Here is a 13,225-nt window from a genome sequence, read left to right as displayed (position 1 = left end):
CGAGCGACAACACGACAGAACGAAGGACGGACGGCTTGCTACGCACTGGATTCATTTTTTCCATTTCGAGATGACGTCGGCCGACGCATTCTAGCGCGCTTGAAAGTTCACGCGCCCACGCGCTGCCCGCCCCGCGCCCTGTCTGCAGCGCTTATACTTGCGGCCCCGATCGTCGTCTGGATCTTTACAAGCATGTCATTCCGTATCAAGGCATTCGCCGCCGCGCTCTTCGCATTCGTCAGTATCGGCGCATCCGCGAGCGACTGCCCGCAGTTCAGTCCCAACGGCCGCGCGCCGGTCGTCGTCAATTCTAAGATGCGCGCGGAGACGCAGGAAGTCTGCTACACCGACTTCGCGCTGCTTCACTCCGGCATCACCAAAGGACCGCTCTGGTCGGCGGAACATCTGACCGCCAACAGTGTCGATCAGGCAAAGAACAACACGCGCACCAATCGCTTCTTCGTCGAAAAGCGCTTGCCGCCCGGTGAGAGCGCGCAGCTTTCCGATTACAAGAAGAGCGGTTACGACCGCGGCCATATGAGCCCCGCGGGCGATCGCGCGAGCAAGCAAGGCATGGCCGAATCGTTTTCGCTTGCGAACATCGTGCCGCAGGATCCCTCGAACAACCGGCGCATCTGGTCGCGCATCGAGGAAGCGGTGCGCAGGCTGACGGAGGAATCGGGCGAAGCGTTCGTCGTCACCGGCCCGCTCTTTTCCGGCCGTCAGTTGCAGACGATCGGCGAATCGCGCGTGTTCGTGCCGACGCAACTGTACAAGGTGGTCTATTTGCCACAGCGGCAGATTGCGTTCGCGGTGGTGGTTGAAAATACGCCGACGGACACGTACACGATGAAAACCGTGCGCGAGCTGGAAGCGATGAGCGGTCTCGCGTTTCCCGGCATACCGGACGGACTGAAGGACAAACGAATTGGAGGGTTGCGAGGTGTTTAAACCATTTGCGAACGATACGGACGTGATGAACATCGCGGGCGACGCGATCAACATCGAAAACGGCGTGAAGCGACTGACGATCAGCGGCGATCTGACGATTGCCCGCGACAAGGCGGGACTTGCCAACGCGCTCGCGCTTCAGAAGGCGCTCGGTGCGATCATCGAAGCATTGCAGAGCGAGGCCTCGCTGCCCGCGAAGTTGCCCGACGAACCGGCCGCGCCGTCAGGCACCGCTGACAACCCGTTTATCTGAAGCGGCGATCGGAGACAGCCGCGCGGAGAAATCGAAGTGATCGAATGCCATGTCGGCCCGAGTCCGCTTGGGCACATCCTGTATCGCGCCGAAGACGACTGCTTGACCGGGCTCTTCTTTCTCGGGCAGAAGCACTTTCCCGCCGGGTTGCCGGAGCCGACGCTGTCCGAGACGCCGCCCGCATCGCGCGTAATCGGCGAGGCGCGCGAGCAGATCGGCGAATACTTCTCTGGCGTGCGCAAGGCGTTTTCGATCCCGTTGACGCTCAACGGCACAGCGTTTCAGCGGCAGGTCTGGGATGCACTGCGGCAGATCCCTTTCGGCGAAGCATGGACCTACGGCGATCTCGCGCGCCGACTGGGCTTGCCCGCGGGCGCATCGCGGGCGGTCGGCGGCGCGAACGGCCGCAATCCGATTGCGATCATCGTGCCGTGTCACCGCGTGATCGGCGGCGACGGAGAATTGACCGGCTACGCCGGCGGCGTGGAACGCAAGCGTCACTTGCTCACGCTGGAGGGCGGCCCGGGTCGCGAGCAACTCGCGCTCTTCTGAACCGGCCGTCCTCGGCGCAAAGATAAGAAAGCCCGCGAACCGAAATGGTTCGCGGGCTTTTTCGTGAGCGACGTACTTCGCCGTTTTACGGCGTGAGCGTGACTTCCACGCGACGATTCTCCGCACGACCGACGCTCGTAGCGTTCGACGCGATCGGGTTCGCCTTACCGAATCCCTTCACCGAGTAATTGTCGGCATGCAGGCCGCGTTCTTTCAGATACGTGAGCACGGCCTGCGCGCGACGCTGGGACAGACTGACGTTATAGGCATTCGGCCCGGTCGAATCCGTATAGCCCTCGACCGTCACGGAGGCGAAGTTCGCACCCTGTGACTCGGCGACGAGCTGATTCAGAATGCCCTTGGCCTTCGGCGTTAGCACGGCGCTATCGAAGGCGAAGTTCGTCTTCTCGTCCAGCAAGATCTTGCGCGGCGCGGGGGCCGCTGCCTTGACGGGAGCCGGCTGCGGCTCGGGCGCCGGCGTGCTGGTCACGGGCGCAACCGGCGCCGCCTGCACCGGCGTCGCGCAATTGAAGATCACGTTGCGGGGATCGTTCGGCGTCTGAGTACCGGCGAGCGTCTGGAGCACATTCAACGGTTGATTGCCGCACATCTTCTGAGCGGCGGCCATACAGGCGCTGCCGTTCTCGAAAACACCGTAGCATTCGGCGCGGTAAGCCTTTTGACCATCCGACGTCTGAATTTGGCTGATATTGAACGCCGGTCCCGTGGTGGACGAGCAACCCGCAAGTGCAGCAGCGGCGATAAGACTAACGGCAAGGGTTTTCGTGAGCAATTTGGTGTACATGCGAGTCAATTTGAAAGCGCGAAGCCGCCGAAAGCGCGCCTCATTTCCAGGCCTGGGCTCATGCCAGAGGCGGCAGGCGGATTCATGGGTCATTCGGATGCGCTCGACTTTCGATGAGCACTCCAAAAGCTGCGGGATTGTAGCCCGACGATTTGCGCGGCTTAAGCGGACAACTCCCAAATTGAAGACGCCTCTCATGCGTATTTCAAAGCGCCTATTTGACCGGCGCGGGGAGATCGCCATCGGACTGCGTTTGCAGTTCCTGCACGCGGGTCTGCCGCGGTTGAAGCTGCGCCTGCGCGGCGGCCCGTCCGGTGCGCAATTCGCGGATCGCGTTCTGCTGCTCCGGCTGACAAGCCGTCGCCTGGCTTTGCGGCGCGCGAGCAATATCGAGATCGGCTTCTAGCCGCTCGGCGCGCTCACACTGCGCGCAGATTTGCCTGTCGGCAGCTTGATACGCTTGATTCCCGCATCGGCGAGTGATCGATGTTTTAGCGAAATCGGAATAAACGGGTTCGGCGCGCCCGTCATTTTGTGTTTTGGTCACGCGCCATATTTTTCTTTTCTGAAGCGCAACGTAATAAGCCCAGCGCTGCATTGCGATTCTTCCGTAACGGCAAAGCACATCACTCGAAAAGAATTGGCGCTGTGAAGCCGCCGATTCCAGACGCCTGAATCGCTTTGAAACGCGCGGATTTAAATCGACGGCTGGCGCCGGGAACCGTCTTGCTGCAATCGCGGCTCGCTCGCGCTGCGCAAGGTTTCGACCGGTTTGAGAATGCGAGAATCGCCCGGTAGGCCTGGCATGCGCGAGAAAATGTCATGGTCTGCGCGGAAGTCGAACGGCGCGGCCGACAGAATGCCCGCGTCGGGCAAAGGCTGGACCGCGTGAACCGGCCCGGCGGCCGCGGCAAAAAGCGCGAAAAAGCTGGCAATGAGCGCGAGAGCGCCCGGGATCGGGTGCGAACGGTGCATGGCAAGGAAAAGGCAATGAGGGCGCGCGAGCGCCGGAATGGAGCAGCCGGAGGAAACACGGCGTCCGTGTACTGCATGGTTCGTTATTTCAACAGTCGCCGCGCCTTCTGCCCATGAGAGAGTTCTCAAAGACTTCTTGCCCGGCGGCAGCCTTTCTCATCCGCCACGGGGATCGGGTGTGAAAAATGCGTGCCGCAGGCGTTCATGTGTGCGCGCACGCGCGGCCGGCGCATGGTTCGAGGACCATAGCGGAAGCGCAAAAAGCGCCCTGGAAACACAAGGCACCGCCCACGGAAGGCAGGGCGGCGGCGATCATCAGCACGGCAGGCGGCCACAGCTTGCCAAGACTCGGCCATAATGCGCCATCGCAAAAATGCCGGATCGCCAAGTAAAAACGAAAATGCCATGAATCAAGACGACAAGCACTCGACCGATCGAACCAGACAGTCCGGCCCCATCGACGGCAACGTCACGACCGGCGTCGTGGGCCTGGACGAGATTCTGGGCGGCGGCCTCGTCGAAGGCGGCCTGTATCTGATCGAAGGGATGGCGGGCGCGGGCAAGACGATCCTCTCGTCGCAAATCGGCTTTCATCGCGTCGCGCAGGGTGACATGGTGCTGTACATCACCCTGATCGCCGAATCGCATACCAAGCTTCTGTCCCATCTGAAGGGACTCTCGTTCTACAACGCCGACGCCATCTCCGACCGGATGCTCTTCGTCTCCGGCTATCACGAACTGATGCGCGACGGCCTGTCCGGTTTTCTCGCGCTGATCGCCTCGACCATCAAGACGAGCCGGCCGCGCTTCATGGTCATCGACGGATTCCGCAGTGCACGCGAATTCAGCTCGACGGAACTCGAACTTTCGCAGTTCATCCACGAACTGTCGGCATTCGTGAGCGCCGCGCGCTGCACGACGCTGATCCTCGCGCCGCTGTCGGGCAACGAGCCGCATCCGGAGCACACGCTCGTCGACGGGCTCATCGAGCTGAACCGCTACAACACCGGCATGCGGCGCGCCCGCGAGATCGAGGTCCACAAGCTGCGCGCCCGCGATCACCTGCTCGGCAAGCACTTCTTCAAGATCACCGAGCACGGCCTCGAGACGTTTCCGCGCATCGAGGCGTCGCCCGCGAACGATCAAGGGCCGCCCGATTTCAAGAGCAGGCTCGGCTTCGCGTTTCCCGATTTCGACCAGATGCTCGGCGGCGGCGTCGTGCGCGGCTCGACGACCACGCTCGTCGGGCCGTCGGGCGTCGGCAAGACGCTCGTGTCGCTCAAGTTCCTGCAGGCCGGCGTGGAGCGCGGCGAGCGCTGCGTCTATTTCGGCCTCTACGAGTCGCCCGAACGGCTGCTGGCGAAAGCGCAGGAGGTCGGCATCGATCTCGTGCCGGCCGTCCAGGACGGACGCCTCGTGATTCACTGGCATCCGGCCGTCGAACTGGCGATCGACGAGCTCGCCGTCGAGTTGATGAACGCGGTCAGAAACGCGAATGCGTCGCGGCTCGTCGTCGACGGTATCGACGGATTTTTCCAGTCCGCGAACCGCACCGAGCGCTTCGGGCTCTTTCTCAACGCGCTCATGCACCGCCTGCGCAACGCGGGCGTGACCACCATCCTCACCGAGGAGATGCCGCTCTACGGCGAGGTGAGGCTGCCCACGACGCTGCGCGCGTCCGCGATGACGGAGAACATCGTGCTCATGCGCTATGTGGAGGCGAATTCCGCGCTGTATCGCATGGTGTCGATCGTCAAGCAGCGCGAAGGCTCGCACGATTCGGCGATTCGCCGTCTCACGATCGACTCGCGCGGCCTGCATATGAGCGAAGGCTTCATCGGCCCGACGGGTCTGCTGTCCGGACACCCGTCGATCGCGCCCGCGCTCTCCGTGTCGGACCCCGGCGCGCGCGCATGAAAAAGATCCTCGTCGTCGACGATGAATTCGACATTCTGACCACGTGGCGGCTCGTGCTCGAAATGGAGGGCTACGAGGTCTCGACCGCGTCCAACGGGCGCATCGCGCTCGACGCGGCGCGCTCGAATCCGCCCGCGCTCGTCATTACCGACTGGATGATGCCGCACATGGACGGCGTCGAGCTGGTCAGGCAACTGGCGGCAAGCGACGGGCTCGCGCGCGTGCCCGTGATTCTGATGAGCGCGGCCGCCAATGCGCCGGCGCTCGAGCATCCGCACGCGCAGTTTCGCCGCAAGCCGTTTTCGATCGACGATCTGATCGACACCGTCCAAAGCCTGATCGGGCCGGCGTGAGCGGACGTAGGCACGCGGCGTGCTGCACTGGTGCGTTCCGGCAAATCCGGACTCAGGAAGAAACCGCTCAACCAAAGGGAGGCACCATGGTGCAGGATCAAGTGGAAGGCGTGGCGCAAAAAGTCGTCGGCAAGGTGCAGGACACGGTCGGCGCACTGACGGGCGACGAAGCGACGCAAGCCGAGGGCAAAGTGCGGCAGGCGTACGGCAACTTGCAGCAGAGCTACGGGCAGACTGTCGACAACGTGCGCCTCGCGGTGGCGAATCAGCCGATTCAGGGCGTGCTGATCGCCGCGGCGGTGGGCTTCATGCTGGGCGCGTTGTGGAACCGCGATCGTTGATGCGCGGATTGCCGTGCGCGTGACACATCGAGACCAGGGCCGGCGCGGGACACTGCGCCGGCCTTGTCGTTCATGGTGCCTCGCGCACGATGCCGACGAGCGCCGCCGACCGCGCGCAGCCGATCGCGATCCCGACAGCCGCCACGGCGAGCGCGCCATGCGTGCCGTCGATCGCCGCCGCAAGGGCGAGGCCGCCCGCGGCCGCTGCGCTCATCAGGCTCGCCGCAGGTGCGCCCGCCGCGCCGCCCATCGCGAGCGACAAATGCGCGCCGATGAGCGCGACCATCGCAATGACCGACACCACGGCGAGCGCGCCCGGTTGCGCGCCGAGCCCATAGGCGAGCGCCGCGCACGCGCCGGCACAGGCGAGATGCAGCGGCTGGAGGATCAGGTTCTCGCGCTTCGTCCGCGCAAAGATCAGATGACCCAGCGCCGCAATCGCGCCGCCCGCCAACACCCCACACGTGCCATTCAGGCCCGGCAGCACCCATGCGACGAAAGCGATCGTGGCGAGCAACGCGTGCGTCGATGCACTGGACGCGCCCCCGTCGAATCGATATCCGGCCAAGCCCGCGAAAGCCGCAAGCAGGAGCGCCGCGGCCAGCGGCGCGATGGCAGCCGGCCCGCCGCTCGCGCAAGCAGCGGCGACGATCACCGCGCCGGCCACCGCCCACGCGCGCAAACGCGCCGCGCCCATGCGCATCGACGAACCCGCCGACAGCGCCGCGAGCACGCAAAGCGCCCCGGCGAGAGCATCGGACATGCGTCGCTCCTTCAGGCGGCCAGCACGTTCGACAGCGTGCCGATGCCCGCGATCGACACATCCACGCGCGCGCCGTCCTTGATCGAGCCGACGCCGATCGACGTGCCGCACGCGATCACATCGCCGGGCACGAGCGTCATGTCTTGCGACAACATGCTCACTTGCTCGGCGGGCGAGAAGATCATGTCGTCGAGAGGATAATTCTGGCGCTCGACGCCTTCGACCGTCGTGACGACGCTCGATGCGCGCCAGTCGAAGCCGTTGCCCGGCGTGACGATCGCGGGCCCGAGACAGGTGAACGTGTCGAAGCCTTTCGAGCGGCACCACTGCGCGAAGTTGGGATCTTCCTGCAACAGCTCGATCGCGGTGACGTCGTTCACGCACGTGAAGCCGAAGATCGCCGCCTGCGCCTCCTCGACCGACGCCCCGCTCACCGTCTTGCCGATCACGATGCCCAGTTCGCCCTCATACGCGATCTTGCCGTGATAGCTCTTCGGCCGGCGGATCGACTCGTTTGGCCCGATCACCGACATCGGCGGCTTGATGAGAAAGAGCGGATGCTGCGGCGGCGCCTTGTCGAGCTTCTGCGACAGCGCGTAGTAGTTGTTCCACAGCGCGATGACCTTGCTTGGCTGGCACGGCGCGAGCAGCGCGAGGTCGGCGGCGGCAAAGGAGATGTCGGTCGGGCGCGGGCGGTCGAACATCGCGCCTTCGTGCTGCACGACGCGGCCCGAGTGCTGATCGAGCGTGCCGAAACCGATGCTGCCGCCCGCATCGCGAAAACGAATCCAGTGTGTCAAGTTTGCCTCCCTTGTGAGGAGCGCGGGCGTACATGGCCCGCGCTCTCGTCCCCTCCTCCTTACATCAGATCAAACCCGCGCCGCGCGCCCACTTGTATTTCGCGCCGAGCACCGCGACGGGCAGTTCCGTCGAGTAGGCGTAAGCAGGCACGCCATGCTCGTAAAGATACTCCGCCGCTTCCTCGACCTGCACGTCGCCCGCCAGCGACGCGACGATCGGCTTCTCGATGCCGAGCGCTTTCATCTCCTCCTTCACTTCAATCACGAGCTTCGCGAAGACCATCGGCGGCGTGATGATCGTGTGCCAGTAGCCGAGGATGATCGAATGGATGCGATCGTCTTCCAGCCCGAGGCGGATCGTGTTCTTGTACGTCGTCGGCGGCTCGCCTCCGGTGATGTCGACGGGATTGCCGGCCGCGCCGAACGGCGGGATGAACTTGCGGAACGCGGCGTCGAGATCGTCGGGCATCGTCATCAGCGACAGGTTGTTGTCGACGCACGCATCCGAGAGGAGCACGCCCGAGCCGCCCGCCCCCGTGATGATGACGACGTTCTCGCCCTTGGGCGTCGGCAGCTTCGGAATGCCGCGCGCGAATTCAAGCAGATCGCGCAGGGAGCGCGCGCGGATCACGCCGCATTGCTGGAACACGTCTTCGTAGATCTTGTCGTTGCCCGCGAGCGCGCCGGTGTGCGAGCTCGCCGCGCGCGCGCCGAGGCTCGTGCGGCCCGCCTTCAGAACCACGACCGGCTTCTTCTTCGACACGCGCTTCGCGGCCTCGGCGAACGCACGTCCATCCTTCAGGTCCTCGCAATGCTGCGCGATGATCTCGGTGTTGTCGTCCTGTTCGAAGAACGTGAGCAGATCGTCTTCATCGACATCGCTCTTGTTGCCGAGGCCCACGATCGCCGACACGCCCATTTTCGCCGAGCGCGAAAAGCCGATGATCGCCATGCCGATGCCGCCCGATTGCGACGACAGCGCGGCCTTGCCTTTCACGTCATATGGCGTGCAGAACGTCGCGCACAGGTTCTTCGGCGTGTAGTAGAAGCCGTAAATGTTCGGGCCCATCATGCGGATGTCGTACTGGCGCGCGATCCTGACGATCTCCTCCTGGCCTTCGTGATTGCCGGTCTCGGCAAAGCCGGAAGGAATCAGCACGGCGCCCGGAATCTGCTTCTCGCCCACTTCGACGAGCGCCTGCGCGACGAACTTCGCCGGAATCGCAAAAACGGCCACATCGATCACGCCGGGCACGTCCTTCACGCTCTTGTAGGCCTTGCGGCCCATGATCTCGTCGGCTTTCGGATGGATCGGATAGATCGTGCCCTGATAGCCGCCGTTGATGAGGTTCTTCATCACCGAATTGCCGATCTTCCCGTCCTCGTTCGACGCGCCGATCACCGCGACCGCATCGGGCTTCATGATGCGGTTCATCTGCTTGACGATCTGCTCCTGCGTCGGCCGGTAGCGCGGCGCCGCCGGCTCGAAGTCCATCACGATGCGCACGTCCGCCGCCACCGCTCCGTTCGGGCTCGCGAAGACCGGGTTCAGGTCCATCTCCGAAATTTGCGGGAAGTCATCGACGAGACGCGACACGCGCTCGATCAGCGTGATGAGCGCCTCGCGATTCACCGGCTCCGAGCCGCGCACGCCGCGCAGCACTTCGGCGGCCTGGATGCCGTCGAGCATCGATGCGGCTTCGTCGCGCGTCACGGGCGCGAGGCGGAAGGTCACGTCTTTCAGCACTTCGACGAGCACGCCGCCGAGACCGAACGCGATCAGCTTGCCGAACGACGGATCGGTCACCGCGCCGATGATCACTTCCTGCCCGGCGCCGACCATCTGCTGGACCTGGACGCCGACGAGCGTCGCGTTCGGGTCGTATTTCTTCGCATTCGAAATGATCGTGTCGAAGCCGGCCCGCACGTCGGCTTCGTTCTTCACGCCGACCAGCACGCCGCCCGCTTCGGTCTTGTGCAGGATTTCGGGCGATACGATCTTCAGCACCACCGGAAAGCCGATGAACGACGCGAGCTTCGCGGCATCGTCCGCAGACTTCGCGACGCCTTCCTGCGGCACCGCGATGCCGTATGCATCGCAGACGAGCTTGCCTTCGGGCGCCGTGAGCGAGGTGCGGCCTTCGGCCTTCACGCGATCGAATACTTCGGCGACGCGGCGCTTCGCGTCGGGTGCGTGCAGCGGCACGACCGGCGCCGCGTGCGTGGATGAGTTGGCTGCTTCGCTGCGTTCCTGGACAACCGTGCTGTTCATGTCGCGTATCTCCGATTTATATGGGCGTGCCGGGTCCGCGCCGCCTTCTCTCGAAGGCGGCGGGAGGCAAAGCAACTGCGTGGATGCGCTCAGATCGCGCCGAGGCTTCTCAGCGTGGCGACCTGGTCAGGCGTGTAGCCGAGCTCGGCCATGACTTCGTCCGTGTGCTCGCCGAGCAGCGGCGAGCGCACGACGTCCGTCGGGCTGTCGGACAATTTGATCGGATTGCCGACCGTGAGGTATTTGCCGCGCACCGGATGATCCACTTCGACCACGGTCCCGGTCTTGCGCAGCGACGGTTCTTCGGCGATCTCCTTCATCGAGAGAATGGGGCCGCACGGGATGTCGTGCTTGTTGAGGATTTCCATCGCCTGGAACTTGGTCTTCGACATCGTCCAGCGCTCGATCTCCGCGAAGATGTCCTTCAGATGCGGCAGCCGCGCGTTCGGCGTCTTGTAGTCCGGATGGTCGATCCATTCCTCCTTGCCGATCACCTTGCAGATTTCACCCCATACCGGCGCCTGCGTGATGAAGTAGATGTACGCGTTCGGATCGGTTTCCCAGCCCTTGCACTTCAGGATCCAGCCGGGCTGGCCGCCGCCCGATGCGTTGCCCGCGCGCGGCACCGCTTCGCCGAACGTGCCGTTCGGGTATTGCGGATACTCCTTCATTACGCCGGTGCGTTCCAGCCGTTGCTGGTCGCGCAGCTTCACGCGGCAGAGGTTGAGCACGCCGTCCTGCATGGCGGCGAGCACTTTCTGGCCGCGTCCGGTCGAGTTGCGCTGATAGAGCGCCGTGACGATGCCGAGCGCGAGATGCAGACCGGTGCCGGAATCGCCGATCTGCGCGCCGGTCACCGTCGGCGGGCCGTCGTCGAAACCGGTCGTCGAGGCCGCGCCGCCTGCGCATTGCGCGACGTTTTCGTAGACCTTGCAGTCCTCGTACGGTCCGGGTCCGAAGCCTTTCACCGACGCGACGATCATCCGCGGATTCAGTTCCTGGATGCGCTCCCACGTGAAGCCCATGCGATCGAGCGCGCCCGGCGCGAAGTTCTCGACGAGCACGTCGCATTTCTTCACGAGCGTCTCGAGCACCTTCTTCCCTTCGGGATTCTTGGTGTCGATGGTGATCGAGCGCTTGTTGTGATTGAGCATCGTGAAGTAGAGGCTGTCGGCGTCGGGGATGTCGCGCAGTTGCTCCCGCGTGATGTCGCCCGCGCCCGCGCGTTCCACCTTGATGACGTCCGCGCCGAACCACGCGAGCAGCTGCGTGCAGGTCGGCCCCGATTGAACGTGCGTGAAATCCAGGATTCGCACGCCGTCCAGCGCCTTGCCAGATGTGTTCACCGTCATGGCTTGTCTCCCAACTCTTTCGTTCGACGTTTATAGGTTCACATTTATTTGTACATCGTCTGCGCCATCGTGCCCGGCGCGTAGACAGTCGGATCGACCCAGATGTTGATGACCGCGCTTTTGCCCGTCTTCGCCACCGATTCGCGCGCCCGCTGCAGCGCGCCTGCGATCTTCGAGGCTTCGCGCACTTCCTCGCCGTAGCCGCCGAGCATTTCGGCGAAGCGGCCGTACGGCACATCCGAAAGCAGATTGCCGACATTGCCGCGCTCTTCGCCGTATTTCGCGAGCTGGCCGTAGCGGATCTGGTTCATCGCGGAGTTGTTGCCGATCACCGCGATATACGGCACACCGAAGCGGTTCGCGGTTTCCATGTCGAAGGACGTCATGGAGAACGCGCCATCGCCGTAGTAACAGAGTACTTCTTTCTCGGGGTTGGCGAGGCCCGCCGCAATCGCGAAACCCGTGCCGACGCCGAGCGAGCCGAGCGCGCCCGGGTCCATCCACTGGCCGGGGCGGCGCGGGCGAACGGCCTGCGCGGAGATCGTCACGACATCGCCGCCGTCGCCGATATAGATCGTGTCGTCGGAGAGGAACTGGTTGATTTCGTGCGCGACGCGGTACGGATGGATCGGGCTCGCATCGGAGGTGAAGAGCGGCATCAGCTTGGCGGTCGCGGTTTCCTCAAGCGCGGCGAGCTCGCGCATCCACGCCTGGCGCGCCTGACGCTTGTCGTTCTTCAGGCGTCCCGTCGACGCTTGCAGGACTGCGCCGAGAATCGCGCCCGGATCGCCGACGAGACCGAGATCGATATCGCGGTTCTTGCCGACCGTGCGGTAATCCATGTCGATCTGCACGAGCTTCAGGTCGCGGCTGATGCGCTTGCCGTAGCCCATGCGGAAGTCGAACGGCGTGCCGACGATCACGATCAGATCCGCCTTCGCGAAAGCCTGCGAGCGCGTGCGGTCGAAGTGATGCGGGTCGCCCGGCGGCAGCAGGCCCCGGCTCGCGCCGTTGAAGTAGCCTGGAACGTCGAGGCCGCGCAGCAAGGCGATCGCTTCTTCGTGGCCGCGCGCCGTCCACACTTGCTGGCCGAAGAGAATCGCGGGACGTTCGGAGTTGACGAGCAGATCCGCGAGCTGCTCGATCGACTGCGGATCGCCGACCGATTTCGTCGACGCGCGATAGCGGCCGGGCTGCGGAATCACGGCCTTCGACACGTCGATTTCACGGTCGAGCACATCGCGCGGAATCTCGAGATACGCCGGGCCGGGCGCGCCGTTGAAGGCTTCGCGCGCGGCCATCGACACCATGTCGGCGACGCGCTCGGTGCTCGGCACGGTGGCGGCGAACTTGGTGATCGGCGCCATCATGTCGACGTGCGGCAGATCCTGCAGCGAACCCATCTTGTGCTGGGTCAGGGCGCCCTGCCCGCCGATATGAAGGATCGGGCTTTCCGAGCGGAACGCCGTGGCGACGCCCGTCACCGCGTTGGTGCAGCCCGGTCCGGCGGTCGTCACGACGCAGCCGAGCTTGCCGGTCTGACGGGCGTAGCCGTCGGCGGCGTGGGCGGCGACCTGCTCGTGGCGCACGTCGATGATGCGGATGCCTTCATCGACGCAACCGTCATAGATATCGATGATGTGGCCGCCGCACAGCGTGAAGATCGTGTCGACGCCTTCGTTCTTCAAAGCACGGGCGACCAGATGGCCGCCCGAAATGACGCCTGCGCCGCGGGTCTTCTGCTTCAGCGTGTCATCGGCGGTGGTGGTGGCTGGAGCGACTTCAGGGCGGCTGCTGACGACTTCGGACATTGTTGTCTCCTCCTCGATGGGGTGGTGTGCGGGGCTCCCGTGACGTCGTCCTGCCGTCCGGTTCCTGTGATATACAATAT

At 64.2% G+C, this 13,225-nt stretch carries 13 protein-coding genes; 6 read left to right on the top strand and 7 right to left on the bottom strand.

The window, feature by feature from the left end:
* Positions 1-192 precede the first annotated feature (192 nt).
* Genes NCS58_RS15160 through NCS58_RS15150 form a run of 3 tightly spaced genes read left to right on the top strand, consistent with a single transcriptional unit; the run spans position 193 to position 1,756 of the window.
* Positions 193-951 carry a DNA/RNA non-specific endonuclease gene (locus tag NCS58_RS15160; RefSeq protein ID WP_061118250.1) on the top strand — a complete coding sequence of 253 codons (759 nt, stop codon included), beginning with the start codon at positions 193-195 and terminating at the stop codon, positions 949-951.
* The gene (locus NCS58_RS15155) at positions 944-1,204 is read left to right on the top strand and encodes a hypothetical protein (protein ID WP_250477313.1); all 261 of its coding nucleotides are present in this window, start codon (positions 944-946) and stop codon (positions 1,202-1,204) included. The genes NCS58_RS15160 and NCS58_RS15155 overlap by 8 nt, the downstream gene beginning before the upstream one ends.
* Positions 1,205-1,240: 36 nt before the next feature.
* Positions 1,241-1,756: a methylated-DNA--[protein]-cysteine S-methyltransferase gene (locus NCS58_RS15150; RefSeq protein WP_061118252.1), complete on the top strand. Its 516-nt coding sequence runs from the start codon at positions 1,241-1,243 to the stop codon at positions 1,754-1,756.
* Positions 1,757-1,841: 85 nt separating this feature from the next.
* Here the strand turns inward: NCS58_RS15150 and NCS58_RS15145 are convergent, their stop codons facing one another.
* Entirely contained in the window at positions 1,842-2,654 is an 813-nt protein-coding gene (locus NCS58_RS15145; protein ID WP_250477325.1) for an OmpA family protein, read from the bottom strand.
* Between the two features lie 121 nt (positions 2,655-2,775).
* Positions 2,776-3,159, bottom strand: coding sequence for a DUF2968 domain-containing protein (locus tag NCS58_RS15140; protein WP_086961044.1), 384 nt, complete (start codon positions 3,157-3,159; stop codon positions 2,776-2,778).
* A gap of 782 nt (positions 3,160-3,941) precedes the next feature.
* On the opposite strand from NCS58_RS15140, the gene NCS58_RS15135 reads away from it, so the two are divergent.
* From NCS58_RS15135 to NCS58_RS15125, 3 genes are all read left to right on the top strand, one after another.
* Positions 3,942-5,453, top strand: coding sequence for an ATPase domain-containing protein (locus tag NCS58_RS15135; RefSeq protein WP_250477312.1), 1,512 nt, complete (start codon positions 3,942-3,944; stop codon positions 5,451-5,453).
* Positions 5,450-5,806, top strand: a complete 357-nt coding sequence (locus NCS58_RS15130) for a response regulator (protein WP_061118257.1) — start codon at positions 5,450-5,452, stop codon at positions 5,804-5,806. Before NCS58_RS15135 ends, NCS58_RS15130 begins: the two co-directional genes overlap by 4 nt.
* An 86-nt stretch (positions 5,807-5,892) precedes the next feature.
* Complete coding sequence (locus NCS58_RS15125) at positions 5,893-6,147, top strand: CsbD family protein (RefSeq protein WP_061118258.1); 255 nt, start codon at positions 5,893-5,895, stop codon at positions 6,145-6,147.
* 70 nt (positions 6,148-6,217) lie between these two features.
* Here the strand turns inward: NCS58_RS15125 and NCS58_RS15120 are convergent, their stop codons facing one another.
* From NCS58_RS15120 to NCS58_RS15100, 5 genes are all read right to left on the bottom strand, one after another.
* The gene (locus NCS58_RS15120; RefSeq protein WP_061118259.1) at positions 6,218-6,910 is read right to left on the bottom strand and encodes a hypothetical protein; all 693 of its coding nucleotides are present in this window, start codon (positions 6,908-6,910) and stop codon (positions 6,218-6,220) included.
* Positions 6,911-6,921: 11 nt separating this feature from the next.
* Positions 6,922-7,710, bottom strand: coding sequence for a fumarylacetoacetate hydrolase family protein (locus NCS58_RS15115; protein ID WP_061118260.1), 789 nt, complete (start codon positions 7,708-7,710; stop codon positions 6,922-6,924).
* Positions 7,711-7,774: 64 nt separating this feature from the next.
* On the bottom strand, positions 7,775-9,982 hold the full coding sequence (locus NCS58_RS15110) for an acetate--CoA ligase family protein (protein WP_250477311.1): 2,208 nt from the start codon (positions 9,980-9,982) through the stop codon (positions 7,775-7,777).
* Positions 9,983-10,071: 89 nt separating this feature from the next.
* Complete coding sequence (frc, locus tag NCS58_RS15105) at positions 10,072-11,334, bottom strand: formyl-CoA transferase (RefSeq protein ID WP_061118261.1); 1,263 nt, start codon at positions 11,332-11,334, stop codon at positions 10,072-10,074.
* A 44-nt stretch (positions 11,335-11,378) separates the two neighbouring features.
* Complete coding sequence (locus NCS58_RS15100) at positions 11,379-13,145, bottom strand: thiamine pyrophosphate-binding protein (RefSeq protein ID WP_250477310.1); 1,767 nt, start codon at positions 13,143-13,145, stop codon at positions 11,379-11,381.
* Between the last annotated feature and the right edge of the window lie 80 nt (positions 13,146-13,225).

Origin of the sequence: Caballeronia sp. INML3B (genome assembly GCF_023631305.1) — a bacterium.
GTDB lineage: Bacteria > Pseudomonadota > Gammaproteobacteria > Burkholderiales > Burkholderiaceae > Caballeronia > Caballeronia turbans.
Note: the sequence above shows the minus strand (reverse complement) of the source record. Positions and strands in the feature narration are given on the sequence as shown.